The following is a 26820-nucleotide window of genomic DNA, read 5'->3' on the forward strand; positions in this document are numbered from 1 at the left end:
ACGAACTCGCGAAGACCGCCAAACGCGATGGGGACGACCGGCCGATCGGGGTGATCCGCGCCGAGATCGCCGCCGCGCTGCTGCTGCGCCCGGGCGCCGGCGGGCTGGTCCCGGTGTGCGCGCACCTCACCGTCACCGTCGACCTGGCCTCGCTGCAGGACCGGAGCAGTGCACCGGGTGAGGTGAACGGCCTGGTGGTCACCGCCGCGCACCTGCGGGAACTGCTCGCCCGGGTGGGTGCGCTGGGGTTGGTCGCGCCCGAGGGTGGGTCCCTGAGCTTCGCCATCACCGGCCCCGACGGGGAGCTCCTGGCCACGGTGACCGCGGCGGAGCTGGAGCGGCTGGTCAAGCGCGGCTGCCCCGACCACCCGGACACCGCCTGTGGGTGCGCGGCGCTCGGGCCGCCGCCGGAGACCAGCGCCTACGCGCCGACCGCGAAGCAGCGGGCGTTCGTCACCACCCGCGACCGCCGGTGCCGGTTCCCCAACTGCGGGCAACGCGTCGGCTGGGCAGACCTCGACCACGTTCTCGCGCACTCCTGCGGCGGTCGCACCGACTGCACCAACCTGTGCTGCCTGTGCCGCAGCCACCACCGCTTGAAGACCTTCGCCCCCGGCTGGCGGTTCACCATGACCCCCGACGGGACGCTGACGGTCACCACACCCAGCGGGATCACGCGGACGACCCGACCACCGGGGATGCGGGTGCGGGCCCCCGATCAACCGCCCGATCTTGGGCCACCGGGCTCATCGTCACCGCCGGAACGCCCACCGATCGACCCGGCGGACGACCCGCCACCGTTCTAGCTCGCCAGCTGGTCGGTCGGCGTCCCCGCTCTCCTCGGAGACAGCTCCGCCCGGCCGTGCAGTGCACGGCCGGGCGGTAGGTAGCGCGTCGTCCAGCCCGGGCTCAGACCGCGCAGGTCCCGTCCTCGCAGGCGTCGGCGGCCGGGACGGTGGTGAGCTGCGGGTGGCTGTCGGCCCAGGCGCGCTCGAGCAGCTGCAGCAGCACGTCGGCCGGCTGGGCACCCGCCGCGCCGTACGTGCGGTCCACGACGAAGAACGGCACGCCGGTGGCGCCCAGCGAGTGCGCCGCGCGGATGTCGGACTCCACGGCCGCCAGGTACCGGCGCTCACCGAGCGCCGCGCGCACCTCCGCCTCGTCCAGCCCGACCTCGACCGCCAGCGGCACCAGCGAGTCGACGTCGAACACCGGCCGGCGCTCCTCGAAGTGCGCGTGCAGCAGCCGCTCCTTCATCTGCGCCTGCAGCCCGTGCTCGGCCGCCAGGTGGATGAGCTGGTGGGCGAGCAGCGTGTTGCCCGACACGCCGCTGGCCAGGTCGTAGTCCAGCCCCTCGGCGGCAGCGAGCTCCTCGACGCGGACCATGTTGCCGCGCATCTGCTCGACGCTCGCGCCGTACTTGGCCGCCAGTGCCGGCAGCGTCTGCTCGGTGTGCCCCTCGGGGATCGACGGGTCGAGCTGGAACGACCGCCACACGACCTCGACCTCGTCGGCGTGCGCGAACCCGGAGAGCGCTGTCTCCAGCCGGCGCTTGCCGATGTAGCACCACGGGCACACGACGTCGGACCACACCTCGACCTGCATGAACCGGGCGAACGCCCACCCGGCTCAGTCCATTCCGACCTCGTCCGCCGAGGGGGCGTCCACCCGGGCACCGCGCCCCGAGGTGGGGTCGAGGAACACGTACCGGATGCCCTCGTGCCGGGCCACCAGCCGGCGCTCGGCGTCGTCGGACACCCGCTCGATGTCCGCTGCGGTCGCGCTGTCGACGAAGTCCACCTTCGCCGCGACCAGCAGCTGGCCCGGGCCGAGCACCGTCGTCAGCAGGAACGGCACGTCGGTGACCAGCTCCAGCGCGAGGATCTCCTGGCGCAGCTGGTCGCGCACCCGATCCGACACCGACTGCCCGATGAGCAGCGAGACGTTCGCCCGCGCCAGCGACCCCGCGACCAGCACCAGCAGCACACCGATCAGCACCGCGGAGATGCCGTCCCACAGCGGGTCGCCGGTCACCTGCTCCAGGAACAGGCCCAGCGCGGCGAGCAACAGACCGACCAGCGCGGCGCTGTCCTCGAAGGTGACCGCCTTGACCGTCGTGTCGGTCGTCGTCCGCAGGTACTGGCGCGCGGTGATGCCCCGCTCCTGCGCCGCCGACCGGACCTGGCGCACCGCCTTGAGCAGCGAGCTGCCCTCCAGCACGAAGGACACCGCCAGGATGATGTAGGAGACGGTCGGCGAGCCCTCCTCCTTGCGCTCGATGATCGTCTGGACGCCCTGCCAGATCGAGAACCCCGCACCCAGGCCGAAGGTGGTCAGCGCCGCGAGGAACGCCCAGAAGTACGTCTCCCGCCCGTAGCCGTACGGGTGCCGGGCGTCGGGTGCCTTGTTGCCGCGCTTCAGCGCGACGAACAGCAGCACCTCGGTGACCGTGTCGGCCAGCGAGTGCGCCGCCTCCGACATCATCGCGGAGGAGTGGCTGATCAGACCGCCGATCAGCTTGGCCGCGGCGATCGCGAGGTTGGCCGCACCGGCGACGATCACGGTGCCGGTCGACTCACCACCCCCGGAGCCCTTCTCCTCGACCGAGGTCTCGCGGGCTTCCTCGACGAGGGCGTGCTCCGGTGCCGGCGCAGGTTGCGTCATGCAGCCACCGGTTCCCCGTGCGCGTGCTGTGCAACCGCGCCGGGGACGCCATCGCGTCCCCGGCGCGGTGGGGTTGAGCGGTTACCGCACGCCCATGAGGTCGACGACGAACACCAGCGTCGCGCCCGGCTTGATGACGCCGCCGGCGCCGCGGTCGCCGTACGCCTTGTGCGCGGGGATGGTCAGCCGGCGGCGGCCGCCGACGCGCATGCCCTGGATGCCCTCGTCCCAGCCCTGGATGACCATGCCGACACCCAGCCGGAACTCCAGCGGGTCGCCCCGGTCCCAGGAGGCGTCGAACTGCTCGCCACCGTCGTGGGTGACGCCGACGTAGTGGGCGCTCACCAGGCTGCCCGCGGTGGCCTCGGGACCGTCGCCGACCACCAGGTCCTCGACGACCAGGTCGTCGGGGGCGGGGCCGGTGGGGGGCTCGACATCGGGGCGGGTCGGCTCGGCCATGGGGATCTCCTCGGTGAGCTCGGGTGCCAGGGCTCTCCCGGCGGGACGGGACCCATCCAAGCGGGCGCCCGGCGGAGCCGCCCACCGGGTCTCGCCGACGCGCTCCGGCCCGGCTGGGTTAGGTTGCTCCCGCGGGCGCAGCCACGACTGCCAGTTCCCTCTTCCGTCTCGACGCCGAGGCGACGGGTCCCGCAGCCCTTGGACGTGCGGCTGGAGGTGTGCGGCGACCGTGACCGATGCAGCCGCGCCACCCCCGGGCCCGGCCGGGGACCTCTTCGCCGGCGGCGGCGAGGCCGGGGCGCTGATGGCCGACTTCGACTGGTCGGCCACCCCGCTCGGCCCGGTCTCGGGCTGGCCGGCCGGCCTGCGCTGGGCCGTCCGCACGATCCTCGCCTCCCGGTTCCCGATGGTGCTCACCTGGGGACCGCAGTACACGCAGTTCTACAACGACGCCTACGCCCCCTTCATCGGGGCCAAGCACCCCGCGATCGGCGAGGACATCCGGGTCACCCTGGCCGAGGGGTGGGCCGCGCTGGCCGGGCCGGTCGAGCACGCCATGACCGCCCGCGAGGCCTCCTGGCTCCCCCGGCTCCCCCTGCTGCTGGAGCGCGCCGGGTACCGCGAGGAGACCTACTTCACCGTCTCGCACGCCCCGGCGTTCGACGACGACGGATCGGTCGGCGGCATGCTCGGCGTCTGCACCGAGGTCACCGGCGAGGTGGTCGCCGAGCGCCGCCAGCAGCTGCTGCACGACCTGTCGACGGCGGGCGCCTCCCTCGGCGACGAGGACACCGTGCTGGCCGCGCTGGCCACCGCGCTGGCCGGCGACCCGCTGGACGTGCCGTTCGCCGCCGTCTACCTGACCGGCCCCGACGGCCGGCTGCAGCGGGCCACCACCGTGGGCATCGACGCCGACCTGCTGCCCGCCTCGGTCCCCGACGCCGTCCGGCTCCCCCGCACCGTGAACCACCTGGGTGTCGCCGGCGGGTTCTGGCGCGACCCGGTCGCCGACGCCGTGGTCCTGCCCCTGGCGGCCACGGCCGGTGAGGAGCAGCTGGGCGTGCTGCTCGCCGCGACCAGCCCGAACCTGCTGCTGGACGCCGAGTACCGGACCTTCCTCGAGCTCACCGCCGGCCAGGTCGCCGGGGGGCTGCTGAACGCGCGGACCTTCGAGGCCGAGCGCCGGCGCGCCGAGGCGCTGGCCGAGCTGGACCGGGCGAAGACCGCGTTCTTCTCCGACGTCAGCCACGAGCTGCGCACGCCGCTGACCCTGCTGCTCGGCCCGATCAGCGACGTGCTCGCCGAGTCCGACGAGCCGCTGGGTCCCGCGGCGCGCGAGCAGCTGACCATGGCGATGCGCAACGGCCAACGGCTGCAGCGCCTGGTCAACGACCTGCTGGAGTTCGCCAGCATCGAGGCCGGCCGGGGCGCCGCCGTCCGGGTGCCGGTCGACCTGGCCGCGTACACCACCGAGCTCGCCGGGCTGCTGCGCGCGGCCGCCGAGCGCGCGGGCCTCCGGTTGACCGTCGACTGCCCGCCGCTGCCGCGGACGGTCGCCGTCGACCCGCGCATGTGGGAGAAGGTCGTCGTCAACCTGCTGTCGAACGCGGTCAAGTACACGTTCGTCGGCACGATCACCGTGACCCTGCGCGCCGCGGGCGACGACGTGGAGCTCACCGTCTCCGACACCGGCGTCGGCATCCCGGCCGGCGAGCTGCCGCGGGTGTTCGACCGCTTCCACCGGGTCCCCGGGTCGGCCGGCCGCAACCGGGAGGGCAGCGGCCTCGGGCTGGCACTGGCCCGCGAGCTGGTGCTCCTGCACGGCGGGAGCATCGAGGTCGCCAGCGAGCCCGGCCGGGGCACCAGCTTCACCGTGCGGGTGCCCTTCGGCGCCCCCGACGTCCCGGCCGCGCGGACGGCCGACCCGGCCCGGCTGCCGACCGCCGCCGCCCGCGGCACCGCGGACACCTGGGTGCAGGACGTCGCCCCGCACGCTTCCGCCGCCCCCCGCCAGGAGGGCACCGCCACCGTGCTGGTGGTCGACGACAACGGCGACATGCGGGCCTACCTGCGGCGGCTGCTCGCCCCGCACTACTCCGTGCGCACCGTCGCCGACGGCGAGGAGGCGCTGGCCGCCGTCGGCGAGGAGCTGCCCGACGTCGTCGTGACCGACGTGATGATGCCGCGGGTCGACGGCTTCGAGCTGCTGCGCCGGTTGCGGGCCGACCCGGCCACCGCCGGCGTCCCGGTGGTCATGCTGACCGCCCGCGCCGGCCAGGAGGCCGCCGTCGAGGGCTTCACCGCCGGGGTCGACGACTACCTGGCCAAGCCGTTCCAGGCGCCGGAGCTGCTCGCCCGGGTGCGGGTGGCGATCGAGCGGGCCGCCGGTCGCGTCCCGCCGGTCGCGGGCGGCCGCCCGGCCGGGGACGCCGAGCCGGTCGTGCCGCCGTCCGGTGTCCCGGTGCCGCGGGTCGAGGACGAGGTCGTGCCGCCGGCCGCGGAGCCCGCCGAGGACGCCGGTGAGGACGCCGAGCACAGCGCCCGCTGGCGGTTCCCCGCCACCGTGCACGCGGTGCCGGCGCTGCGCCGGCGGCTCCGGGCGCTGCTCACCGGGGCCGGGTTGGAGGAGGACCAGACCTACGACCTGCTGCTCGCCGCCTGCGAAGCGGCGACCAACGCCGTCGAGCACGCCCAGCAGCCGAGCCAGCCGTACGTCGACGTCACCGTGGACGTCACCGGCGACGAGGTGGAGATCACCGTGCGCGACTACGGCCAGTGGCGCGAGCGGGTCCCGAGCATGGACCGCGGCCGCGGCTCGACGCTGATGAGCGCCTTCGCGGAGGTCAACGCGACACCCAGCCCCGAGGGCACGACGGTCGTCATCCGGGCCCGCCGCGCGGCCTGAGCACCACCGGCGGGCGGGTCGGCACGCGGGTGCCCCGGCCGCAGCCGGCGGGCCGCCGCCAGGCCCAGCACGCCGAGCACCGAGACGAGGTGCTGGACGTCGAACAGCTGCTGGTCGACCGCCAGCGCGATCGCCAGCCCGAGGACCAGCAGCGCCGCCGCGGCCCGCCGCACGCGCCGCCGGGGCAGCGTGAGGACCGCCACGGCGAGCAGTGCCCAGGTGCCCGCGGAGCTGCCGCCGTCCAGCCGGTGCAGCGCCTCCTGCGCGGCGCCCACCCCGGTGCCGGCGAGCGCGCGCAGCACGAGGACGACCGGCACGCTGCTGAGCAGGTCGCCGGCGAAGAACCCGACCACCGCCCAGCGGCTGCCCAGCCGGGCCTCGACCACGAGGAACGCCAGCAGCCCGAGCAGGAGGTTCACCCACACCAGACCCGGGCTGGTCTGCACCACGGGCGAGGCCAGCAGCCGCCACAGCTGGCCGTGCGCCACGGTGTCCCAGGAGGAGCCGGTCGCGGCGAACAGCTGCCGGTGCACCTGCGGGTCGTAGGCCGTGCTCAGCATCAACCACAGCTGGACGGCGAGGAACGTCGCCGTGGCGGGGAACCGCTGCAGCACCGCCCCCGCACGCCGCCACGGCCGGCCCCGGTCGGGCAGCTCGCCGAGCCGGGCGACGGCCACGGCCACCCGCGGCAGGTCGCCGGCCGACGCCGTCACCAGGTACCGCGGCTCCCAGACCGGCTGCCACTTCTCCTTGAACGCGCGCAGGCCCGCGTAGTTGAACAGCGTGCCCCCGCGCTCGTAGAGCAACCGCATCACCGACGCCGGCGCCCCGGGCTCGCCCTCCAGCCCGGTGAACGGCGCGAGCCCGAGGTCCAGACCGGTCGCGCCCTCGTCCCGGGCCCGCTCGATCATCGCGACGAACAGCTGGTCCATCACCCCGTTGACCGCTCCCGGCCGCCGGCGCATGAGGTCGAAGGACCGCTGGTCCGACCGGTACGCCGGCAGCAGGTTGACGAACGCCTGCACCCGGTCCCGCTCGTCGACCACGGCGAGCACCGGCGTGCGGCGCAGCTGGGCGGCGTCGAACTGGCCGAGGGTGAACGTCCGCTCCCGGTGCCCCCCCGTCGACGGCCCAGGCGTCGGACACCTCCCGCAGGCGCGCCAGGTCCGCGTCCGGGAGCGGGTGCGGCAGCGCGACGACCCGGTGGCCGGCCCGCTCGCACCGCCGGACGGCGGACCGCACGGACCGCATCGCACGACCGGACAGGTCGAAGCCGGTCACCGGGACGACAGCCACCTCGCCGATCTTGGCCGCCCGCAGCCCGGCCTCCCGGAGGACGGCGAGCTCGGCGGGGGCGACCTGGTGGAAGGCCGGCGTCCAGCCGTTGTCGCGGCACAGCCGGAGGAAGTCGCGGACCACCCCGGCGAGGGCGTCCGGCGCACCGATCGGCCCGCCGAGCGCCACCGCCGTGCGCCCACGGACCCCGTAGCCGAGGAAGGCCCGCCCGTCGGCCGCGACCAGCCACCGCTTGTCCGGCAGCAGCTGGAAGTGCGCCAGCGCGGTCGTCGCGTACCGGTCGAGCAGGGCGCGCACCCGCGGCAGGTCCTCGGCGTGCTGCCGCCCCGCCCCGGCCGCGGCGATGAGCATCCAGGCCGCGACCAGCACGACCGCGAGCGCCGCCCCCCTCGTCGCCGAGATGAGCCACGCCGCGTGCCGGGTCGCGGGCTCCGCGTCGACGGGGAGCATGACCAGCAACCTCAGCGCGTCCAGCAGGGAGCTGCCCAGCGTCGTGCCGCCGCGGAACTGGCCGTCGAACCGGACGAGCCCGGCCGTGGCGAAGGCGAACAGCACCCCGAGGCCGCCGGCCAGGAGGCCGACGCCCCGGCGGGCGCGGGCGATGTCGCCGCGGGCCCGGAACGCCGGGCGGGCCAGCGCGAGGGCCGCCGCCAGCCCGACCAGGACCGGGGTGCGGGGCCACCCGTGGTGCGCCGCCGCGGCACCGGCAGCCCCGACCAGCAGAGCCCCGACGGCGGCCGCCCACGCCGTGCGGTGCCCGCGCAGCAGGGCCCGGGACAGGACGACGAGGACCAGGCCGCTGCCGAACACCAGGTAGCGACCGCCGTCCAGACCGCCGTGCAGGCCGTGCACGGTGCCGGCGAGCGGGGCCAGGTGGTGCGCCCGCCGGACCGCCACGGCGGCCGGCGGGGTGCGGAGGACCGCGGCGAGCGACATGCCCCCGGTCGCCACCGCACCGCCCGCGGCGACTCGCCGGACGAGCGCCCCGGCGGCGGTCACGTGGCTCCCTCCCGCCGGGCGGGCGGCTGCCGGCCCACCCACCAGACCAGGCCGCCGACCACCAGCGGCAGCCAGAACTCGGCCAGCCGGAACAGCAGCGTCCCCGCGACCGCCGCCCCGGTGGGCACGCCGCTGCCCACCAGCGTCGCCAGGGTGCCGGCCTCGGTGACCCCGAGGCCGCCCGGCAACGGCCCCAGCACGGCCGCCATCGCACCGAGGAGGTACCCGGCGAGCGCCGCGGCGGGGTGGTCCCCGCCGCCGGCGGCCGCGACGGCGGCCCAGAGCATCAGGACAGCGGCGCCGTCGACGGTGGCGGCCGCGAGGACCGGGGGGACGGCGGCCGCCGGCCGGGCGGCGAGCCGCCGGACCCCGTCGGTGAAGTCGGCGACCGCCCGGGGGTCGAGCGGGCGGTGCGGGCGGCGCAGCAGCCGGTCCCGGACCCGGGCCCCGGCGGCTCCCAGCCGCTGGACCAGCGCCGGCCGGCGCAGCGCCAGCACCAGCAGGGCCAGCCGGCCGGCCGTCAGGACCGCGACGGCTCCCGCCGCGACCGCGTCCACCGCCGTGAACGGCCCGTGCAGCAGGAGCACCAGCAGGCCGAGCCCCACGGCGACGAGGAACCCGGCATCAGCCGCGGCGACGGAGAGCAGGTACCCCTGCTGGACAGTCCTGCGGGGCCAGCCCGTCCGCCGCCCGGCGCGGGTCAAGGCCGCCAGCCCGGCCGTCCCCCCGGACTTCACCACCGCGTTCAGCGCGACCGCGGCCACCGAGGCCCGGCACAGCTCGGGCACGTCGCGCCTGGTCAGCGCGGCGCCGGCCGACCGCAGCGCCGTCCCGTGGACCAGCGCCCAGGCCGCCCACCAGACCAGCAGCCCACCGCCCAGCACCGCCAGCCAGGCCGGCGAGCCGGTCCGCACCGCCCGGCCGGCGGCCCGCAGGTCGGCGCGCTGCGACCACGCGGTCGCGGCGGCGGCCACCACCAGCAGGGCGGTCAGCCACGCGGCCGGCCGCCCCGGCCGGTGCACGCGGCGCGCAGCGGGCGAGGTGGTCACGGCCAGGCACGTTAGGACCGCCGCCGCGCCTCCGGCAGCCTCCACCAGGGAACTGGCAGCCGGGGATGGCAGGTTCCCAGGCGTCTCCCAGCCGCCCGGTGACCGGCGCGGTGGGGTGGCTTCCCACCAGGGGGTCCGAGGACTAGGACCTGTGCATGACGACGAGGCGGCAGTTCCTGTGGGGCGCCGGGGTCGGGGCGGCCGGGCTGGCGGTGGGCGCGACCGGCGGCGCGCTCGTCGCGGACGACGACGACGCGGTGCGGCAGCGCGCGACGGCCCGGGCCGAGCAGCGCTTCCTGGAGGCCGGTGGCGCCGCCGACGAGGGCGAGGGGGTGGCCCGCCTGGGGACGCGTCGGGTCATCTGGAACACCACGGTCACCGAGCCGATCGCGGCGATCACCTTCGACGACGGGCCGACCCCCGAGTACACCCCGCGCATCCTCGACGCCCTGGACCGCGCCGGGCTCACCGCCACCTTCAACATCATGGGCTGGAACGCGGTGCACCACGCCGACGTGCTGCGCGACGTGGTCGCGGCCGGGCACGAGATCGGCAACCACACCTGGACGCACCGCGACCTGACCACGCTCGACGCCGCGCAGACCCGCGAGGAGCTGGTGCGCTGCCGGGACGAGGTCGAGGCGCTGCTCGGCCGGCCGTTCACCAGCTTCCGGCCACCCCGCGGCGAGCTCACCGGCTACGCGCTGCGGATCGCCGCCGAGCTGGGCTACGACACCTACATCTGGTCGGTCACCCGCGGGCCCGGCGACAAGAAGGAGGTGCGCGAGATCAGCGACTACATGGGGCGGACGGTCGAGGCCGGCGACGTCCTGGGCCTGCACGACGGCATCGGCCAGGGCACCTTCCACCCGGACGCCGCCTTCGCGCGGGCACTGGCGGACCGGCGGGAGCTGGAGGTGCGCGCCCTGCCGACCGCGCTGCAGCAGATCGCCGACCGCGGGATCTCGCTGATCAGCGCCAACCGGTTGCTCGCGCGCAGCGTGCCCGAGCCGATCGGCGGCACCGGCGGGACGTCCTGACAGCGGGCGTCAGACCCGGACGATGACCCCGCGCCGCACGAGCGCGGCGCACACCGCCCAGATCACCGCGACCGACAGCACCGGGTACAGCACCGCGGCGGTCAGCGCCCCCACGACCGAGGTCAGCCAGCCGTCGACCACCGGCTGCACGGTGGGCGCCAGGACGGCGCGGAACACCACCTCGGAGAAGACGAACGCCACGATCGCGTTGAGACCCAGCACCTCGGGCACCCGCAGCGGACCGACCAGCCCGCGCCCGTCGACCACCCAGTGCGCCAGGGCCAGCGCCAGCAGCGCGATCCCCCCGGTGACCAGCACGAACGACGGCGACCACAGCCGCTTGTTGACCGGGACCAGCGGCGCCAGCGCCAGGCCGGTGACCAGCAGCGCCGCGCCGCCGGCAGCCAGCCGGGTCAGCGCCGCCCGCCCGGCGCCGGCCTGCAGCACGCGCCCGGCGAGCACGCCCAGGTAGACGGTGACCGCGCTCGCCAGGTACGAGTGCGGCGCCTCGGCGGAGAACGGCAGCCCCAGGACGGCGTCGAACGAGTGCGCCCACGACCGGTCGGGGTCCGCCCCGCCGGCGACGGTGAGCACGCTGAGCGCGGCCAGCACGCCGGCCGCCGTCGGCAGCTGCGCCCGGCGGGGCAGCCGCAGCAGCAGCCAGCAGAGCAGGTACGCGCCGGCGATGTGCCCGAGCACGCCCACGCCGGCGATCGGGGAGCCGTACTTCACCGTGACCACCAGCCAGCCCAGCACGGCGAGCTTCGCCACCCGGGTCAGCGCCGGCCGGGGCCGGTCCGCCCGCCGGGAGAACGGCATGGACACCCCGACGACCAGCAGGAACACCGGGAAGACGACGTCGGCGACGTGCAGCCCGTCCCACGACGCGTGCTCCAGCTGGGCCGGGATCGCCGGGTTGCCGCGGTTGTCGACGAACAGCATCCCGACCACGGCGAGGCCGCGCAGCACGTCGACCCCGCGCAGCCGGGGCCGGGACGGGGCACCCGCCGGTGCCGGCGCGGAGGGCGCGGCGGCCTCCCGGCGGGGCGCCACCAGGTGGGTCGTCATCCCTCCACGCTAGGACGGTCCGGCCCGTCCCGCCTGGTCAACGACGGGTTCTGGGCCACCGCGCAGGCCGCGCACAGCCGCTCCCGGGACGCCGGACGCGGGGAAGGCCGTCCCCACCGGGCTCAAGTTCGCGCTACCGTCCGCCGACCATCCCCAGCAGAGGGGTGAGGGACCCGCCACCGGACCACCGGCCGGCGACCACGACCAGGCCGGACGGGGAGTTGCAGCGTGGCGGAGACGAGCAGGCGGCGGTTCCTGCTGGGCGCCGGGGCGACCGGGTTCGCGCTGGGGCTGGGATCGGCGGGCGTGGTGGCCGACACCGTCGCCGGCAACGGCCCGGTGGCGCTGCCGCTGCCCCGCAGCGGGCACGACTTCCGCGAGCGCGACCTCGAGGGCGCCGCGTTCCCGGAGGTCGTCGAGGAGCCGGGGCGCTTCGGGATGAACCGGGTCATCTGGTCGGTGCCGACCACCCGGCCGCTCGCCGCGCTCACCTTCGACGACGGCCCCACCCCCGAGTACACCCCGCGGGTCCTGGAGGCCCTGCGGGAGGCCGGGGTGACCGCGACGTTCAACGTCATGGGGCACAACGCCGTGGCGCACAAGAGCCTGCTGCGCGAGGTCGTCGCCGCCGGGCACGAGCTCGGCAACCACACCTGGAGCCACCTCAACCTGACCCGGCTGACCCCCGCGGAGACCCGCGAGGAGATCGTCCGCTGCGCGGAGACGGTGGAGGACCTGGTCGGGCAGCGGCTGGCCGGGTTCCGCCCGCCCCGCGGCATGGTCACCGGCTACGCGCTGCGGGTCTGCGCCGAGCTCGGCTACGACGTCTGGGTGTGGTCGTGCACCCGCGGGCCGGACGGCGTCGGTACCACCGACGTCGTCGCCGACCACCTGGGCGCGCTGGTCTCCCCCGGCGACGTCGTCGACCTGCACGACGGGCTGGGCCGCGGCACGTTCCAGCCCGGCACGGCGTTCACCGCCGGCCTGGCCGCCCGGCGCGAGGTCGAGGTGCGGGCCCTGCCCAGGGTGCTGCGCCGGGTCGCCGAGCGCGGCATCACGCTGACCAGCGCCGGCCGGCTGCTCGCCGCGGGCACCGGCGGCGCGGACGACGTCCCCACCGCCCAGCGCACCGGCACCGCCTGACCGCTCAGTCGACCGCGCAGGCCGGGCGCAGGGTGTGCCAGGACGTCTGCTGCTGGAACCAGGCGCCGGCGTCGAGCAGCAGGTCCTCCCCGCCGATCGCGGCGGTCAGCTGCACGCCGACCGGCATGCCGGAGCGGGGGTGCCGGCCGGCGGGCAGCGCCAGCGTCGGGCCGGCGTGCAGCGACCACGGCGCGGTCAGCTGGATCAGCCGGCGGGTGACGGTGCGCACGTCGCCGCCGGCGCCGGCCCGCGGGACGTCGTCCGACAGGGTCGGGGTGAGCAGCACGTCGACCTCGGTGAACACCTCGTCCAGGCCGCGCTGGTACTCCGCCCGGACGGCGAGCGCCTGCTCGAGGTGGCCCTCGGTGAGCCCCTCGCCCAGCCGGACCCGGGCCAGCGTGTCGGGGTGGAACAGGTCGGGGGTGCCCAGCCGGTCGCGGTGCACGTCGAGCAGGCCGGCGTAGACGATCGTGTAGAGCACGTCCTGGGCGGCGCCGATGCCGGGCACCTGCACCGGCACCAGCTCGCTGCCGGCCGCGGCGAAGTCGTCCGCGGCCGCCGCCACCACCTCGGCCACCCCGGGGTCCAGGTCGTCGAACCACAGCTCCGGCAGCCCGATCCGCCGCGGCGGGGCGGGCTGCGGGGCGCGCACCGGCCGGCCGGCCAGCACCGCGAACGCCCGGGCGACCAGGTCGACGGTGCGGGCGATCGGGCCGACGGTGTCGACCAGCTCGCACATCGGGAAGGTGCCGACGCCGGGCACGACCGAGGTGCCCGGCCGCAGCCCGGTCACCCCGCACGCCGCGGCCGGCAGCCGTACCGAGCCGCCGGTGTCGGTGCCCAGCGCCAGGTCGACCAGCCCGGCCGCGACCGCGGCCCCCGACCCGCCGCTGGACCCGCCGGGCACCCGGTCGAGGTCCCAGGGGTTGCGCACCGGGCCGGCCGCGGAGTTCTGCGAGGTGACCCCGACCGCGAACTCCGACAGGTTCAGCTTGGCCACGATCTCGGCACCGGCGTCCCGCAGCCGGGCGACCACCTCGGCGTCGGCGTCGGGCACCCGGTCGCAGAAGAACAGCGAGCCGCAGGTGGTCCGGACGCCGGCGGTGTCGATGTTGTCCTTGACGCCGACCCGCACCCCGGCGAGCGGACCGTCGGCGGCGTGCGCCAGCGGCGGGTCGATCCGGGTGAGGACGGCGTTGGTCGCCGCCGCCACCTCGGCGGCCCGTGCGGCGACACGCGAGGCCGCGCGGTCCGGGGTGTCTACGGTCACATCGGGAGCCTGCCACGAAGCGGGCGCCGGGCGACCCGCACGCGACCCCGCAGCTCGGGAGGCCGCCGGCCGGGGCCTAGGCTGGCGGGCAGACGTGCGGGAGCCCGGGGTGGACCGGGCTGAGAGGGCGGCTGGACACGCTGCCGACCGCGGGACCTGATCCGGGTAATGCCGGCGTGGGGAGCGTGCAGTGCGCAGCGGTGGTGCCGTGCTCGTCGCCGGCGGCGGCCTGGTCGGGCTGGTGGTGGCCTGGCGCGCGGCGCAGCGCGGCCTGGCGGTCACCGTGGTGGACGACGCCCCGGGCGCCGGCGCGTCGCGCGCGGCCGCCGGCATGCTCGCGCCGGTCACCGAGGCGGCCTACGGCGAGCAGGCGCTGCTGCGGCTGTGCGCCGCCTCGCTGGACCGCTACCCGGCGTTCGTCGCGGAGCTGGAGGCGGCGTCCGGACGGCGGGTCGGGCTGCGCACCGCCGGCACCCTGGTCGTCGGCTTCGACGCCGACGACATGCGGGCGCTCGACGCGCTGCACGCCTTCCAGACCGAGCTCGGGCTGGCCGCCGAGCGGCTCTCCTCCCGGGACACCCGCCGCCGCGAGCCAGCGCTGACCCCGCGGCTGCGCGGCGGGCTGCTGGTGCCCGGCGACCACTCGGTCGACGGCCGGTCGCTGCACGCGGCGCTGCTGGCCGCCGCGGGGTCCGCGGGTGTGCGGTTCGTGCCCGGCCGGGCCGCGGCGGTGCGGGTGGACGGCGGCCGCGCCACCGGCCTGGAGCTCACCGACGGCACCGCGCTGGCCGCCGACCAGGTCGTCGTCGCGCTCGGCGCGCACAGCGGGCGGCTGCCCGGCGTCCCGGCGCTGCCCGTGCGGCCGGTGAAGGGGCAGGTCCTGCGGATGGCCGGCGCCGACGGGCTGCTGACCGGCACGGTGCGGGCACTGGTGCGCGGCCGGCACGTCTACCTGGTGCCCTACGGCGAGGGCCGGCTGGTGGTCGGCGCGACCGTCGAGGACCGCGGCTTCGACGACACCGTCACCGCCGGCGGCGTGTACGAGCTGCTGCGGGACGCCGTCGAGGTGCTGCCCGGCGTCACCGAGCTGGAGCTGACCGAGACCCTGGCCCGCTGGCGGCCCGGCACCCCGGACAACGCGCCGGTGCTGGGTCCGTCCGGCGTCCCCGGGCTGGTGCTCGCCACCGGCCACCACCGCAACGGCGTGCTGCTCACCCCGGTCACCGGCGACGCGGTCGGCGAGTTCCTCGCCACCGGTGTGCTGCCCGAGGTCGCCGCGCCCTTCACCCGAGACCGCTTCGAGCAGCAGGAGGTCCTGTGCAGGTGACCGTGAACGGCGAGGCCGCCGAGCTGGCCGAGGGCGCCACCGTGGCGGGCCTGGTGGCCCAGCGGAGCGCCGGCCACAGCCGGGTGGCCGTCGCCCTCAACGGCGGCGTCGTCCCGCGCAGCAGCTGGGAGCGCACCACCCTCTCCCCGGGCGACACCGTCGAGGTGCTCGCCCCCACCGCCGGAGGCTGACATGACCGTGACCGAGACCGACCCCGTCCCGACCGGGACCGCCGTGACGGACCCCTTCGTCCTGGGCGGGCGCACCTTCACCTCCCGGCTGCTGCTGGGCACCGGCGGCGCACCCAGCCTCGAGGCGCTGGAGCGGGCCGTGCGCGCGTCGGGCACCGAGCTGGTCACCGTCGCGCTCCGCCGGGTCGAGGCGGCGAGCGACGGCGCGATGCTCGCGGTGCTCGACCGGTGCGGGGTGCAGCTGCTGCCCAACACCGCCGGCTGCGCCACCGCCCGGGAGGCCGTGCTCACCGCCCGGCTGGCCCGCGAGGCGTTCGGCACCGACTGGGTGAAGCTGGAGGTCATCGGGGACGAGGACACCCTGCTGCCGGACCCGGTGGAGCTGCTGGACGCCGCCGAGCAGCTGGTCGACGACGGGTTCACCGTGCTGCCCTACACCGGCGACGACCCCGTCGTCGCCCGCCGGCTGGCCGACCTCGGCTGCGCCGCGGTGATGCCGCTGGGCGCCCCGATCGGCAGCGGGCTGGGCATCCGCAACCCGCACGCGATCGCGCTCATCCGGGAGCTCGTCGACGTGCCGGTCATCCTGGACGCCGGCATCGGCACCGCCTCGGACGCCGCCCTGGCCATGGAGCTCGGCTGCGACGGCGTGCTGCTGGCGACCGCCGTCACCCGCGCCCGCGAGCCGGAGACGATGGCCGCCGCGATGCGGCACGCGGTGGAGGGCGGCCGGCTGGCGGCGCGGGCCGGGCGGATCCCCCGTCGCTTCTCGGCCCGCGCGTCGACGCAGATGCAGGGGCTGCCCGAGCTGTGAGCCCACCCCGGCTGCTGGTGCTCACCGACCGCACCCAGGCACCGCGCGGGCTGACCGACACGGTCGCGGCCGCGGTCGCCGCCGGCGCGCGGGCCGTCGTCCTGCGGGAGAAGGACCTGCCCGACGCCGAGCGCCGGGCGATCGCCGCCGACCTGCGCGCGCTGCTCGCCCCGGTGGGCGGGTTGCTGGTGGTCGGCGGCGCGGCCGGGTTCGCCCCGGACGACGCCGTGCACCTGGCCGCGCGGGACGCCGTCCCCACGCCCCGTCCCCCGCTGCTGGGCCGGTCCTGCCACTCGGCGGGCGAGGTGGCGCGGGCCCGGGCCGAGGGCTGCGACTGGGTGATGGTGTCGCCGGTGTTCCCGACCGCGTCGAAACCCGGGTACGGGCCGGCGCTGGGCACCGGCGGGCTGGCCGCGCTGCTGGCCGGCGGCCCACCGGCCTACGCGCTGGGCGGCGTGCAGCCGGACGACGTGGCCGGCTGCCTCGCCGCCGGCGCGCACGGGGTCGCCGTCATGGGCCCGCTGATGCGCGACCCCGCGCTGACCGCCGCCTACCTGGCGGCGCTGGCCTGACCCGCGGTCAGCCGTGCTGGGGGGCCCGCGGGTCGTCGATCGAGGGCTTGTCGCGGAACAGCGGCGGCAGGAACCGCAGCATCAGCACCGACCAGGTGAGGTGGGTGAGCGCCGGGGCCTGGATGCCGCCGGTGACCCGCCGCTGGAAGGCGAACAGCAGGCCCATCGGCACCGACGCCAGCACCAGTGCCGGGTTGCGGGTGGCAACCGTGGCCAGCGTGTAGACCGCGGAGGACTTCAGCACCGGGTTCTCGGTACCGACCGCGGCGTACAGCGCCCCGCGGAAGAACACCTCCTCGGCCAGGCCGTTGGCCAGCGTGGTGGTGGTGACCAGCGCCGGGTTGCCCTGCTGGGCGTAGCGCAGCACCCGGGTGACCGCGGCCTCCAGCGGCGGGATGCGCTTGGCCACCAGCGCGCCGACGTAGAACAGCCCGAACGCGGCGGCCCCGCCGACGACCGGGGTGAGCAGCGGTCGGCGCAGCGTGGCCCGGGGCGTCTGGATCCACCCGAGGTGCAGCGGCCCGGACGCCAGCCCGCCGGCCACCCAGGTGCCGGCCACCCCGAGGGTCAGCGCGTAGAACGCCGGGGTGTCCGGCTTCTGCGACAGCGACACCCCCAGCAGCCCCGCCCCGGCCACCGACACGCCGGCGGTCACCCGCCGCCGGCGGCGGAAGGCCGCGTCGGACTCGTGGTGGTCGCGCGGCACCTTGTCGACCAGCCAGGACGGCGCCCTGGCCAGCAGCCGGGTCAGGTTGTCGTCGGAGATGACCGACTGGCCGATCCGCCGGCGGGCACGGGTCACCGGACCCGCCCGAAGCCCGAGGCCGTCCGGCCGTGCCGTGCGGCCCGGCGGGCCTTCGCCCGTTCCCCCAGCGCGGTGAGCACCGCGTCGTCGTAGGTCATCGGCTCGAACGGCACGACCTCCCGGATCGAGTCGTCGCGGACCACCACCTCGTTGGTCATCGAGTCGATGAGCGAGCGGCCGGTCTGCAGGTCGACCGAGGTGACCAGCGCCAGCCAGCGGGAGGACAGCTGCGGCGTCAGCAGCGGCACCGGGATGATCAGCAGCCGCCGGCCCTGGATCTCCGCGACCCGGGTCAGCATCTCCAGGTACTCGAGCACCTCGGGGCCGCCCACCTCGAACGTCCGGCCCTCCGCGGCCGGGTCGCCCAGCACCCCGACCAGGTACCGGACGACGTCGCCGACGGCGATCGGCTGGGTGCGGGTGTGCACCCAGCGAGGGGTGATCATCGCCGGCAGGTGGGCGACGAGCTGGCGCGTCATCTCCCACGAGACACCGCCGTGGCCGACGACGATGCCGGCGCGCAGCACCGTCACCGGCACGCCGCCCTCGGCGAGCAACCGCTCGACCTGGCGCCTGCTCCGCAGGTGCGGCGACAGGTCGTCGGCGTCGTCGCCCAGGCCGCCCAGGTAGACGACCTGCCGGACACCGGCGTCGGCCGCGGCGCGCCCGAAGGCCCGCGCGGCGGCGGCGTCCTTCTCCTGGAAGTCCGCGGAGTCCAGCGAGTGGACCAGGTAGTAGGCGGCGTCGCAGCCCTCCAGCGCCTGCCGCAGCGACGCCTCGTCGCCGACGTCCCCGGCGACCGGGGTGCCGGCGCCTGAGTAGCTCTCCGGCCGGCGGGTCATCGCCCGCACCTCGTGGCCGGCCTCCTCGAGGGCCGGGGTGAGCCGGCTGCCGACGAACCCGGATGCTCCGGTGACCAGGACGCGCACCCGGCCAGCCTGTCGGGTCCGCGGCGATCCCGCGACCCGGCGGGCGCGGGTGGGCGGGTCGGGGGAACAGGACAGCCGGGTGCGCGGTTGCCCGCCGCATGAGCGACCTGCTGGAGCTGCCCGTGACCACCCTCGCCGGCGAGCGGACGACGCTCGGCGCGCTGACCGCGGGCAACGCCGCGCTGGTGGTGAACGTGGCCAGCCGGTGCGGGCTGACACCGCAGTACGCCCAGCTCGAGGCGTTGCACGAGGAGTACGCCGGCCGCGGGTTCACCGTCGTCGGCGTGCCGTGCAACCAGTTCGCCGGGCAGGAGCCGGGCACCGCCGAGGAGATCGCCACGTTCTGCTCGGCCACCTACGGCGTCACCTTCCCGATGACCGCCAAGGTCGAGGTCAACGGCGAGGGCGCCGACCCGCTCTACCGCCGGCTCACCGAGGTGCCCGACGCCGACGGCGCGGCCGGTGACGTGCAGTGGAACTTCGAGAAGTTCGTGCTCGCCCCGGACGGCGAGGTCGTCGGCCGGTTCCGCCCCCGCACGCTGCCCGACGCCGCGGAGGTGCGGACCACGATCGAGTCCGTGCTGCCCCGCTGACCTCCCGCCCCGACAGACCGAGGAGCCTCCTCGTGGCCGACCGCCCGCCGTTGCCGCCGTTCACCCGCGAGACCGCCCTGCAGAAGGTGCAGGCCGCCGAGGACGCGTGGAACTCCCGCGACCCCGAGCGCGTGGCGCTGGCCTACACCGAGGACTCGCAGTGGCGGAACCGCGACACCTTCCTCACCGGCCGCGCCGCGATCGTCGAGTTCCTGACCGCGAAGTGGCAGCGCGAGCAGGACTACGTGCTGCGCAAGTCGCTGTGGGCGTTCACCGACGACCGGATCGCGGTCCGCTTCCAGTACGAGTGGCACGACGCCGACGGTCAGTGGTGGCGCAGCCACGGCAACGAGAACTGGGAGTTCGACGAGCACGGGCTGATGCGCCGCCGCGAGGCCAGCATCAACGACGTCCGGATCGAGGAGTCCGGGCGCCGCTGGCACGGCCCGCGCGGCGACGACGAGCGCGGCACGGAGATCCCGCTGCGCTGAGGCATCCGCTGGGCCGAGCCGGGCTCACCCGGCCAGGGCGGCCGGGTCCATCCAGACCGCCTCCCAGACGTTGCCGTCCGGGTCGGTGAAGCTGGTGCCGTACATGAAGCCGAGGTCCTGGGCCGGCTGCCAGGGCTTGCCACCGTTGGCCAGCGCCCGGGCCAGCAGCTCGTCGGCCTCCTCCCGGCTGGCCGCCGACAGGGCGTGGATCGCGGACGTCGCCTGCGCCGGGTCGCCGACCGCGCCGGGGACGAAGTCGGCGAAGCGGTCCCGGGTGAGCAGCATCGCCACGATGTTCTCCTCGATCACGGCCGACGCGGTGCGCTCGTCGGAGAACCGCTCGTCGAAGGTGAAGCCGAGGCCGCCGTAGAACGCGCGGGCCCGGGCCAGGTCGGTCACCGGCAGGTTGACGAAGATGTAGCGCACGGGAGGCTCCTCGGCGTCGGGGGCGTGGTGTCGCAGAGGAGACGGCGCCGGGCGCCCGAACTCATCGCTCAGGTGGTCTGGTCGTCGCCCGGGCCGCCCGTCCTGTCGGGGCTGCTGCCGTCGGGGGTGCTGCCGTCGGGGGTGCTGCCGTCCATGCTCCCGCCGTCCGTGCTGCCGCCGCGGGGCGTGCCGAACCGGCCGTGCCCGCCGAAGCCGCCCGGCCCGCCGCCGTCGCCGTCGCCGTCGCTGTCGCCGGGCACGCCCTCACCGGTCGAGCCCTCACCGGTCGAGCCGTCGCCGGGGACGACGCCGCCGTACCCGCCGCTGCCGCCCGGGGCGCTGCCCTGCTGGACGCTGCTGCCCGGGTCGGCGGCCGCGCTGCCGGCGGTGGCCTGGCCGACCACCACGCCGACGACGACGCCGACCGCCAGGATCCCGGCCCCGGCCAGGCCGAGCACGAGCGGGCGCCGGCCCTGCGGGGTCGCGGCGGCGGCCGGGGGGACCGGCGGCTGGGCGGGCTGGTGGGCGGGCGGCGGGGTGGGCGGCACCCACGGCTGCTGCGGCTGCTGCGGCTGCCCGGCCGGCGGGGTGGTCTCGCTCATCGACGTGCTCCTCGGGTGGTCGGGGGCCGCCTCCGCGGGCGGGGCCACCGTGCAGCGTCGGCTCGCCGGCTGTGGCCGCCACCGCACCGACCTGGGCCGTCGCTGTGGATCCCGGGAGGGCCGGGCGCGCGACCCCTGCGACACTCCGACACGATGGGCGAGGTCCGCCGCGTCGGCGGGCCGCGGCGGACGGAGAGCGCAGACGGTGACCACGTCGAGGAGCAACCGGGTGAAGGCCGCGCTGGGCACGGTCAGCCTGACCGGTGCGGCCATGGGCTTCCTGGCCGCCTGCGGCAGCGACGACCGCGAGGACGCGCAGCGCGTCTACTGCGTCGACCAGCAGGACCGGGTGGTCGACGAGGACGAGTGCGAGCGCGCCGAGCGCAGCGGTGGCTTCGTCGGCGGGCTGCCGTTCTTCTTCCTGCTCAGCAGCTTCGGCGGCAACCGGTACGCCCCGGGTCAGGTCATCCCGCAGCGCTACACCCAGGGCGCGCAGCGGATCGGCGTCGGCGACACGACCGCCCGCCGCAACGCCGGCCTGCCCACCACCGGGCGGGTCACCTCCGGCCAGCGGGTCACCGGCGGCATCGGCTCCGGCGGGGGCGGCGGCGGCTCGTGAGGCGGCTGTACGGCACGGCCCGGGTCGGCTGGGAGGCCGAGATCGAGAGCCAGGGCCTGGTCTACAACAAGACGACGGTCCCGGGTGGGCGGGTGCGCTCGTACTGGCGCGAGGACGTCTTTTACGACTTCACCGCCGCGGAGGTCGACCGGCTGGCCGACACCACCGACCTGCTGTTCGCCGCCTGCGTCGAGGCCGGCGAGGTGGCGCTGGCCGACGAGCGGCTGCTGGACCGGATGCGCATCCCGCCGGCCGCCCGCGACCTGGTCCGGGCCACCTGGCAGAGCGAGCCGCCCAGCGTCTACGGCCGGTTCGACCTGTGGTGGGACGGCCGCGGCGACCCGAAGCTGCTGGAGTTCAACGCCGACACGCCCACCTCGCTGGTGGAGGCCGCCGTCGTCCAGTGGTCGTGGTTCCTGGAGACCCGGCAGGGCGGCGACCAGTGGAACCAGCTCGACGACCGGCTCGTCGACGCCTGGCGGCGGAACCTCGGCCGCTGGCAGGGGCACACCGGTCGGCGTCCGCGGGTGCACCTGGCCTGGACCGAGGGCGACCGCAGCGGCGAGGACTGGATGACCGTCGCCTACCTCGCCGACACCGTGCAGCGGGCCGGCTACGAGGCGGTCGTGATCACCACCGAGGAGATCGGGCTGGACACCGGCGACGCCCGGTTCTACGACCCCAAGGGCAACCGGATCGACGTCGTCTTCAAGCTCTACCCCTGGGAGTGGCTGCTCGCCGACGAGTACGGGGCCTCCGTGCTCGCGGACTTCCGCCGGCCCGACGGCACCACCTGGATCGAGCCGATCTGGAAGATGCTGTGGTCGAACAAGGGCCTGCTGCCGGTGCTGTGGCAGCGCTACCGCGACGACCCGGTGATCGGCCGGCACCTGCTGCCGGCCTACTTCGGCGACGACCCGGCCGCCGGCGAGCTGCGGTCGACCGGCTTCGCCCGCAAGCCGATCTTCGGCCGCGAGGGCAACAACGTGGAGCTGGTCGGCCCGGACGGCGAGCCGATCGCGGCGCAGGGCGGCCGGTACGGCGCCGAGGGGTGGGTCGTGCAGCAGCTGTGCCCGCTGCCGGACTTCCCCGGCCCGGACGGCCCGCACCACCCGGTGCTCGGCACCTGGGTGGTCGACGGCGAGGCGGCGGGGATGGGCATCCGGGAGTCCGACGGCCTGATCACCGACGACCTGTCGTTCTTCGTCCCGCACGTCATCGACGCGACCCGCTGACGCGGTACGTCCGCCCCGCGCGCCTGCCGATGAGGTCCGGGGAGGGGATCAGGTGTCGAGGACGCGCACAGCAGGAGCGGTACGGCCCACGGGGCAGGAGCGGACGCTCGACCCGGAGGACCTGATCGTCTCGAAGACCGACCGGCGGGGTGTCATCACCTACGCCAACGAGGCGTTCCTGCGCATCTCGCACTACGCCGAGGACGAGGTCCTCGGTCAGCCGCACAACCTGCTGCGGCACCCCGACATGCCCCGGGCCGTGTTCAAGCTGCTCTGGGACACGCTGACCGCCGGCGCCGAGGTGTTCGCCTACATCAACAACCTGGCCGGCGACGGCGCGCACTACTGGGTGCTGGCCAACGTCACGCCCAGCTACGACGCACGCGGGCAGGTGGTCGGCTACCACTCCAGCCGCCGAGCGCCGTCCGCCGGCGCGGTCGCCGCGATCACGCCGGTGTACGACCGGCTGCTCGCCGAGGAGCGCCGGCACCCGAACGGGCCCGCCGCCGCGCAGGCCGGCGCCGACCTGCTCGGCACCGTGCTCGCCGAGCGCGGCCTCACCTACGACCAGTTCGTCTGGTCGCTCATCGACGACGGAGGGTGCTGAGGTGCGCGGGCGGACCGGCCGGACGGCGGAGGCCGAGGAGCTCGAGGTCTACCGGGCGTTCGTCAAGGAGCTGAGCCGGGCGTGCCGGGCGGCGGCCGCGGGCGACCTGGAGGCGCGCAGCTCCGCCGTCCCCGGGTCGGCGGAGGTGCCCGAGCTGGTCGAGCTGCGGCACAGCGTCAACGCGCTGCTCGACGTCTCCGACACCTTCGTGCGCGAGGCCGGCGCGGCGCTCACCTCGGCCGCCGAGGGCCGATTCCACCGCCGGGTGCTGCGCCGCGGGCTGCCCGGCGCGTACCGGCGCGGCGCGGGCATCCTCAACCAGGCCGGTGAGGTCATGCAGAGCTCGGCCACCCGCGTCGCCGACGCGCAGAGCGCCCGGCAGCAGCTCGCCGACGAGTTCGAGTCGGTGGTGATGGGCATGAGCGAGCAGGTCGCCACGGCGTCCACCGAGCTGTCCGCCTCGGCCGCCGGGCTCACCCAGGCCGCCGGCGCCGCGAGCACCGAGGTGGGCCGGGCGCAGGGCTCGATCACCTCGCTCACCCAGTCCTCGACCCAGATCCGCGAGATCATCGCGATGATCGACGCGGTCGCGGCGCAGACCCGGCTGCTGGCGCTGAACGCCACCATCGAGGCCGCCCGCGCCGGCGAGGCCGGCAAGGGCTTCGCCGTGGTGGCCAGCGAGGTCAAGGACCTCGCCGACCAGACCGCCCGGGCCACCGAGCAGGTCACCGCGCAGGTGGAGTCGGTGCGGGCGGCCTGCGACGACGTGGCGGACGTGATGAGCAACGTCGGGACGACGGTGTCGGACATGACCGGCCTGGTCGGCGGCATCACCACCGCGGTCGACGGCTCCGGTGGGCACGACCCGCTGGGCTCGGCGTCCCCGGGGCTGAGCCAGCTGGCGGAGCGGCTGCGGTCGGACATGACCCGCTTCCTCGCCCACATGCGCAGCTGACCGCCCCGGGGGCGCGGCCCCCCGGACCGGTCCTCAGGTCGTCGTGAGGTCGCGGGTCATCGAGCCCGCGGCGCGGCGCAGGTCCTCGACGCTGGGCTCCTCCATCACCCGGCCGTCCGGCGCCAGGACGACGGGCTGGTGCCGGCCGTCGGTGCCCACCTCGGCCCACATCCGGGCGGCCGCGGGGTCGTCGGCCGGGTCGAGCCACTGGTAGGTGACCTCGGCCTCGGCGAGCCGGTCCTCGAGGTCGGCGCTGCCCGGCCAGCGGCGGTCGCCGATCGCCCGCAGCCCGTTGGCCTGCCCGATCAGCATCGCCCGGCGGAGCAGGAACGAGCGGGTGACCAGGTCGTTGAGCTCGCGGTTGCGGGCCAGCAGCGCCCGCAGCTGCTCCAGGCTCAGCACCAGCACCTCGCCGGCCTCGGCGGCCACCAGCGAGCGCACCGGCCGCTGGCCGGCCAGCTGGTTGAGCCCGCCGAGGAAGCGGCCCGGCCCGTTCACCGCGATCACCCGCTTGCCGCCGTCCGCCCCGCGGTCCAGCGGCCCCTCCACGATCGCGACCGTGCCGGCCAGGATGACGAAGAAGTCGTACTCGGCCGCCCCGGCCCGCAGCAGCACCTGCCCGGGCTCGGTGCGCACCCGCCGGCCCACCCGCAGGAAGGCGGCGAGCTGCTCGTCGGTCAGCCGCGGGGTCGACCCGTCGTCCGGCGTCTCCTCGAAGTGGCCGCCGGGCACCTTGGTGAGCCCGGGCAGCTCGGCCGCCGGGGAGATGACCCGCCGCCGGGGCACCGGGACGCCGTCGGTGGGCGGCGGCAGCGGTCGCCGGCCCGGACCGCGCGGGTCGGTGGCCAGCAGCGCCGCGGCCAGCGCGTCGGTGGCGGTCGGCCCGTCGTGCCGGATGCCGTTGACGAAGAACGTCGGGGTGCCGCGCACCCCGCTGGCCTCGGCACCGGCCACGTCGTCGCGCACCCGGGCGGCGAAGGCGCCGTCCCCGAGGTCGCGGGCGAACCGGCCGAGGTCCAGGCCCAGCGCGGCGGCGTGGTCGAGCAGCTGGTCGGCCTCGAGCTGGTCCTGGTGGGCGAACAGCCGGTCGTGCATGGCCCAGAACGCGCCCTGCGCCCCGGCCGCCTCGGTGGCCTCCGCGGCCAGCTCGGCGTGCGGGTGGACGTCGGGCAGCGGCAGGTGCCGGAAGACGTAGCGCAGGTCGTCGCCGAACCGGCGGCGCAGGTCCTCGACCACCCCCGTCGCGCGGCCGCAGAAGGGGCACTCGACGTCGCCGAACTCGACCAGCTCCAGCGGCGCGCCGACCGGGCCGCGCACGTGGTCCCGGGCCGGGTCGACCGGCGGGTCCAGCCGGTGCACGACCGGCGCGCCGGTGGGCCGGCGCAGCCCGACCAGCCGGAACCAGACCAGGCCCAGCAGCGCGGACACGACGGCCGCGGCGAGGATGCCGACCATCGCCTCCTGCCGCAGCTCCTGGTCGTCGAAGGCGAGGTCGGCGACGAACAGCGAGACGGTGAAGCCCAGCCCGCCCAGCGCCGCGCCGCCCCAGACCCCGCGCAGCGCGACGCCCGGCGGCAGGGTGCCCAGCCGCAGCTTCACCGCGGCGGTGGCCGCCGCCCCGATGCCCAGGAACTTGCCGGCCACCAGGGCGACGAACACGCCGATGGTGACCGGCGAGGTGAGCGCGTCGGAGACCAGCTCCCGGCTGAAGTGCACGCCGGCGTTGGCCAGCGCGAACAGCGGCACGACCACGTAGCCGCTCCACGGCACCAGCAGCTCGCCGATGCGCTCGTTGGGCGAGATCGCGCGCTCCACCGACAGCTTGGCCTGCCGGGCCAGCGACGCCTGCGGCGACTGCCGGAAGGCCCGCGCCAGGGACCCCGCCGACTCGACCTCCTCGCGGCGCGGCGCGTAGGCGCTGACCAGCAGGCCGAGGACGACGCCGGCGATCGTGGGGTGCACGCCGGAGGCGAGGGTGGCGAACCACATCACGGTGCCGACGACGAAGTAGAACGGCCCCCGCCAGACCCGCATGCGCATCAGCCCCCAGAAGGCGATGGCGCAGAGCACCGCCAGCGCCAGGGCGCCGAGGTCCAGGTCGTCGGAGTAGAAGAACGCGATCACCAGCAGCGCGCCGATGTCGTCGACCACCGACAGCGACAGCAGGAACACCCGCAGCTGGGTGGAGCTGCGCGGGCCCACCAGCGCCAGCGCCCCGAGCAGGAAGGCGGTGTCGGTGGCGATCGGCACGCCCCAGCCGTGCTCCCCGGCACCGCCGCGGTTGATCAGCCAGTAGACCAGCGCGGGCACCGCGAGCCCGGCGAGGGCGGCGATCGTCGGGACCGCCAGCCGGCTGCGCTGGGTGAGCTCGCCGATCGACAGCTCCCGGCGCACCTCCATGCCGATGAGGAAGAAGAAGAACACCATCAGGCCGTCGTTGACCCAGTGCTGGAGGCTCATCTCCACCACGTGGTCGCTGATCCCGACCGCCAGCTCGGTGTGCCACACCCGGTCGTAGACGTCGCCCCAGGGGGAGTTGGCCCAGACCAGGGCGGCGACGGTCGCCAGCACCAGCAGGCCGGCGCTGGCCGCCTCGGTGCGCAGCAGCCGGCGGGCGGGGGCGGACAGCTGGGCGAGCAGGTGGCCCGCGGACGAGCGGGTGACACTTCGTGCCGGGGCGCTCACGGGCAGCTCAGGGAGTCGGGGACGCAGACGTGCATGACCCTTTCTAGCGTCTCCGCAGCACAACACGATTCCGTCA

25 protein-coding genes, 1 pseudogene and 1 riboswitch are annotated in these 26820 nt (G+C 76.1%); of the genes and pseudogenes, 14 read left to right on the forward strand and 12 right to left on the reverse strand.

Translation table 11 applies throughout. From position 1 onward, the window contains the following. On the forward strand, positions 1–806 hold an 806-nt coding region (locus AB0J00_RS05575; RefSeq protein ID WP_357741380.1), incomplete at its 5' end, for an HNH endonuclease signature motif containing protein. Positions 807–909: 103 nt separating this feature from the next. On the opposite strand, the gene AB0J00_RS05580 is transcribed toward AB0J00_RS05575, so the two are convergent. From AB0J00_RS05580 to AB0J00_RS05590, 3 genes are all read right to left on the reverse strand, one after another. Continuing rightward, positions 910–1605, reverse strand: coding sequence for a DsbA family oxidoreductase (locus tag AB0J00_RS05580; RefSeq protein WP_357741383.1), 696 nt, complete (start codon positions 1603–1605; stop codon positions 910–912). Positions 1606–1629: 24 nt separating this feature from the next. Beyond that, complete coding sequence (locus AB0J00_RS05585; protein ID WP_357741386.1) at positions 1630–2664, reverse strand: cation diffusion facilitator family transporter; 1035 nt, start codon at positions 2662–2664, stop codon at positions 1630–1632. 81 nt (positions 2665–2745) lie between these two features. Further along, a complete protein-coding gene (locus tag AB0J00_RS05590; protein WP_357741388.1) occupies positions 2746–3123 on the reverse strand; it encodes an FKBP-type peptidyl-prolyl cis-trans isomerase in 378 nt (125 codons plus the stop codon). Between the two features lie 229 nt (positions 3124–3352). Between AB0J00_RS05590 and AB0J00_RS05595 the strand changes: the two genes are divergently transcribed. Beyond that, positions 3353–6028 (forward strand): ATP-binding protein, encoded by a 2676-nt coding sequence (locus AB0J00_RS05595; RefSeq protein WP_357741391.1) that lies wholly within the window; start codon positions 3353–3355, stop codon positions 6026–6028. 770 nt (positions 6029–6798) lie between these two features. On the opposite strand, the pseudogene AB0J00_RS05600 reads toward AB0J00_RS05595, so the two are convergent. Both AB0J00_RS05600 and AB0J00_RS05605 read right to left on the reverse strand, forming a co-directional pair. Continuing rightward, positions 6799–8260, reverse strand: a pseudogene (locus AB0J00_RS05600) (phosphatidylglycerol lysyltransferase domain-containing protein); the annotation flags it as partial. Positions 8261–8319: 59 nt separating this feature from the next. Further along, entirely contained in the window at positions 8320–9372 is a 1053-nt protein-coding gene (locus AB0J00_RS05605) for a YbhN family protein (RefSeq protein WP_357741393.1), read from the reverse strand. A 155-nt stretch (positions 9373–9527) separates the two neighbouring features. On the opposite strand from AB0J00_RS05605, the gene AB0J00_RS05610 reads away from it, so the two are divergent. Beyond that, the gene (locus AB0J00_RS05610) at positions 9528–10412 is read left to right on the forward strand and encodes a polysaccharide deacetylase family protein (RefSeq protein ID WP_357741395.1); all 885 of its coding nucleotides are present in this window, start codon (positions 9528–9530) and stop codon (positions 10410–10412) included. 9 nt (positions 10413–10421) lie between these two features. On the opposite strand, the gene AB0J00_RS05615 is transcribed toward AB0J00_RS05610, so the two are convergent. Beyond that, positions 10422–11480 carry a heparan-alpha-glucosaminide N-acetyltransferase domain-containing protein gene (locus AB0J00_RS05615; RefSeq protein ID WP_357741398.1) on the reverse strand — a complete coding sequence of 353 codons (1059 nt, stop codon included), beginning with the start codon at positions 11478–11480 and terminating at the stop codon, positions 10422–10424. Positions 11481–11708: 228 nt separating this feature from the next. On the opposite strand from AB0J00_RS05615, the gene AB0J00_RS05620 reads away from it, so the two are divergent. After that, a complete protein-coding gene (locus tag AB0J00_RS05620) occupies positions 11709–12623 on the forward strand; it encodes a polysaccharide deacetylase family protein (protein ID WP_357741401.1) in 915 nt (304 codons plus the stop codon). A 4-nt stretch (positions 12624–12627) separates the two neighbouring features. Here the strand turns inward: AB0J00_RS05620 and AB0J00_RS05625 are convergent, their stop codons facing one another. Continuing rightward, a complete protein-coding gene (locus AB0J00_RS05625) occupies positions 12628–13893 on the reverse strand; it encodes an amidase (protein WP_357741404.1) in 1266 nt (421 codons plus the stop codon). Between the two features lie 92 nt (positions 13894–13985). Continuing rightward, a riboswitch (TPP riboswitch) is annotated at positions 13986–14080 on the forward strand. 3 nt (positions 14081–14083) lie between these two features. On the opposite strand from AB0J00_RS05625, the gene thiO reads away from it, so the two are divergent. Genes thiO through AB0J00_RS05645 form a run of 4 tightly spaced genes read left to right on the forward strand, consistent with a single transcriptional unit; the run spans position 14084 to position 16797 of the window. Further along, on the forward strand, positions 14084–15220 hold the full coding sequence (thiO, locus tag AB0J00_RS05630) for a glycine oxidase ThiO (RefSeq protein WP_357741407.1): 1137 nt from the start codon (positions 14084–14086) through the stop codon (positions 15218–15220). Next, the gene (thiS, locus tag AB0J00_RS05635; protein ID WP_357741410.1) at positions 15211–15411 is read left to right on the forward strand and encodes a sulfur carrier protein ThiS; all 201 of its coding nucleotides are present in this window, start codon (positions 15211–15213) and stop codon (positions 15409–15411) included. Before thiO ends, thiS begins: the two co-directional genes overlap by 10 nt. 1 nt (position 15412) lies before the next feature. Then, positions 15413–16225 carry a thiazole synthase gene (locus AB0J00_RS05640; RefSeq protein ID WP_357741413.1) on the forward strand — a complete coding sequence of 271 codons (813 nt, stop codon included), beginning with the start codon at positions 15413–15415 and terminating at the stop codon, positions 16223–16225. Next, complete coding sequence (locus tag AB0J00_RS05645; protein ID WP_357741415.1) at positions 16222–16797, forward strand: thiamine phosphate synthase; 576 nt, start codon at positions 16222–16224, stop codon at positions 16795–16797. The genes AB0J00_RS05640 and AB0J00_RS05645 overlap by 4 nt, the downstream gene beginning before the upstream one ends. A 7-nt stretch (positions 16798–16804) precedes the next feature. Here the strand turns inward: AB0J00_RS05645 and AB0J00_RS05650 are convergent, their stop codons facing one another. Beyond that, positions 16805–17599, reverse strand: a complete 795-nt coding sequence (locus AB0J00_RS05650) for a type II CAAX endopeptidase family protein (RefSeq protein WP_357741417.1) — start codon at positions 17597–17599, stop codon at positions 16805–16807. After that, positions 17596–18531, reverse strand: a complete 936-nt coding sequence (locus tag AB0J00_RS05655) for an NAD(P)H-binding protein (RefSeq protein ID WP_357741419.1) — start codon at positions 18529–18531, stop codon at positions 17596–17598. Before AB0J00_RS05655 ends, AB0J00_RS05650 begins: the two co-directional genes overlap by 4 nt. Before the next feature lie 98 nt (positions 18532–18629). Here AB0J00_RS05655 and AB0J00_RS05660 point away from each other — a divergent pair, with 98 nt between their 5' ends. Together AB0J00_RS05660 and AB0J00_RS05665 are read left to right on the forward strand one after the other, a co-directional pair. Next, positions 18630–19124: a glutathione peroxidase gene (locus AB0J00_RS05660; RefSeq protein ID WP_357741421.1), complete on the forward strand. Its 495-nt coding sequence runs from the start codon at positions 18630–18632 to the stop codon at positions 19122–19124. Between the two features lie 32 nt (positions 19125–19156). Then, positions 19157–19615 carry a nuclear transport factor 2 family protein gene (locus AB0J00_RS05665; protein ID WP_357741423.1) on the forward strand — a complete coding sequence of 153 codons (459 nt, stop codon included), beginning with the start codon at positions 19157–19159 and terminating at the stop codon, positions 19613–19615. 24 nt (positions 19616–19639) lie between these two features. On the opposite strand, the gene AB0J00_RS05670 is transcribed toward AB0J00_RS05665, so the two are convergent. Both AB0J00_RS05670 and AB0J00_RS05675 read right to left on the reverse strand, forming a co-directional pair. Further along, positions 19640–20041, reverse strand: a complete 402-nt coding sequence (locus tag AB0J00_RS05670; RefSeq protein WP_357741426.1) for a VOC family protein — start codon at positions 20039–20041, stop codon at positions 19640–19642. Positions 20042–20109: 68 nt separating this feature from the next. Further along, positions 20110–20643, reverse strand: a complete 534-nt coding sequence (locus AB0J00_RS05675; RefSeq protein WP_357741429.1) for a hypothetical protein — start codon at positions 20641–20643, stop codon at positions 20110–20112. Between the two features lie 205 nt (positions 20644–20848). On the opposite strand from AB0J00_RS05675, the gene AB0J00_RS05680 reads away from it, so the two are divergent. Genes AB0J00_RS05680 through AB0J00_RS05695 form a run of 4 tightly spaced genes read left to right on the forward strand, consistent with a single transcriptional unit; the run spans position 20849 to position 24059 of the window. Continuing rightward, positions 20849–21262 (forward strand): hypothetical protein, encoded by a 414-nt coding sequence (locus tag AB0J00_RS05680; RefSeq protein WP_357741432.1) that lies wholly within the window; start codon positions 20849–20851, stop codon positions 21260–21262. After that, entirely contained in the window at positions 21259–22497 is a 1239-nt protein-coding gene (locus AB0J00_RS05685) for a glutathionylspermidine synthase family protein (protein ID WP_357741435.1), read from the forward strand. The genes AB0J00_RS05680 and AB0J00_RS05685 overlap by 4 nt, the downstream gene beginning before the upstream one ends. A 52-nt stretch (positions 22498–22549) precedes the next feature. Beyond that, positions 22550–23104: a PAS domain-containing protein gene (locus AB0J00_RS05690; protein WP_357741438.1), complete on the forward strand. Its 555-nt coding sequence runs from the start codon at positions 22550–22552 to the stop codon at positions 23102–23104. A 1-nt stretch (position 23105) separates the two neighbouring features. Continuing rightward, entirely contained in the window at positions 23106–24059 is a 954-nt protein-coding gene (locus tag AB0J00_RS05695) for a methyl-accepting chemotaxis protein (protein ID WP_357741441.1), read from the forward strand. A gap of 33 nt (positions 24060–24092) precedes the next feature. Here AB0J00_RS05695 and nhaA read toward each other — a convergent pair whose 3' ends face one another. Continuing rightward, on the reverse strand, positions 24093–26744 hold the full coding sequence (gene nhaA / locus AB0J00_RS05700) for a Na+/H+ antiporter NhaA (protein ID WP_357741444.1): 2652 nt from the start codon (positions 26742–26744) through the stop codon (positions 24093–24095). Positions 26745–26820 lie beyond the last annotated feature (76 nt).

This window comes from Modestobacter sp. NPDC049651, assembly GCF_040659695.1.
Lineage (GTDB): Bacteria > Actinomycetota > Actinomycetes > Mycobacteriales > Geodermatophilaceae > Modestobacter.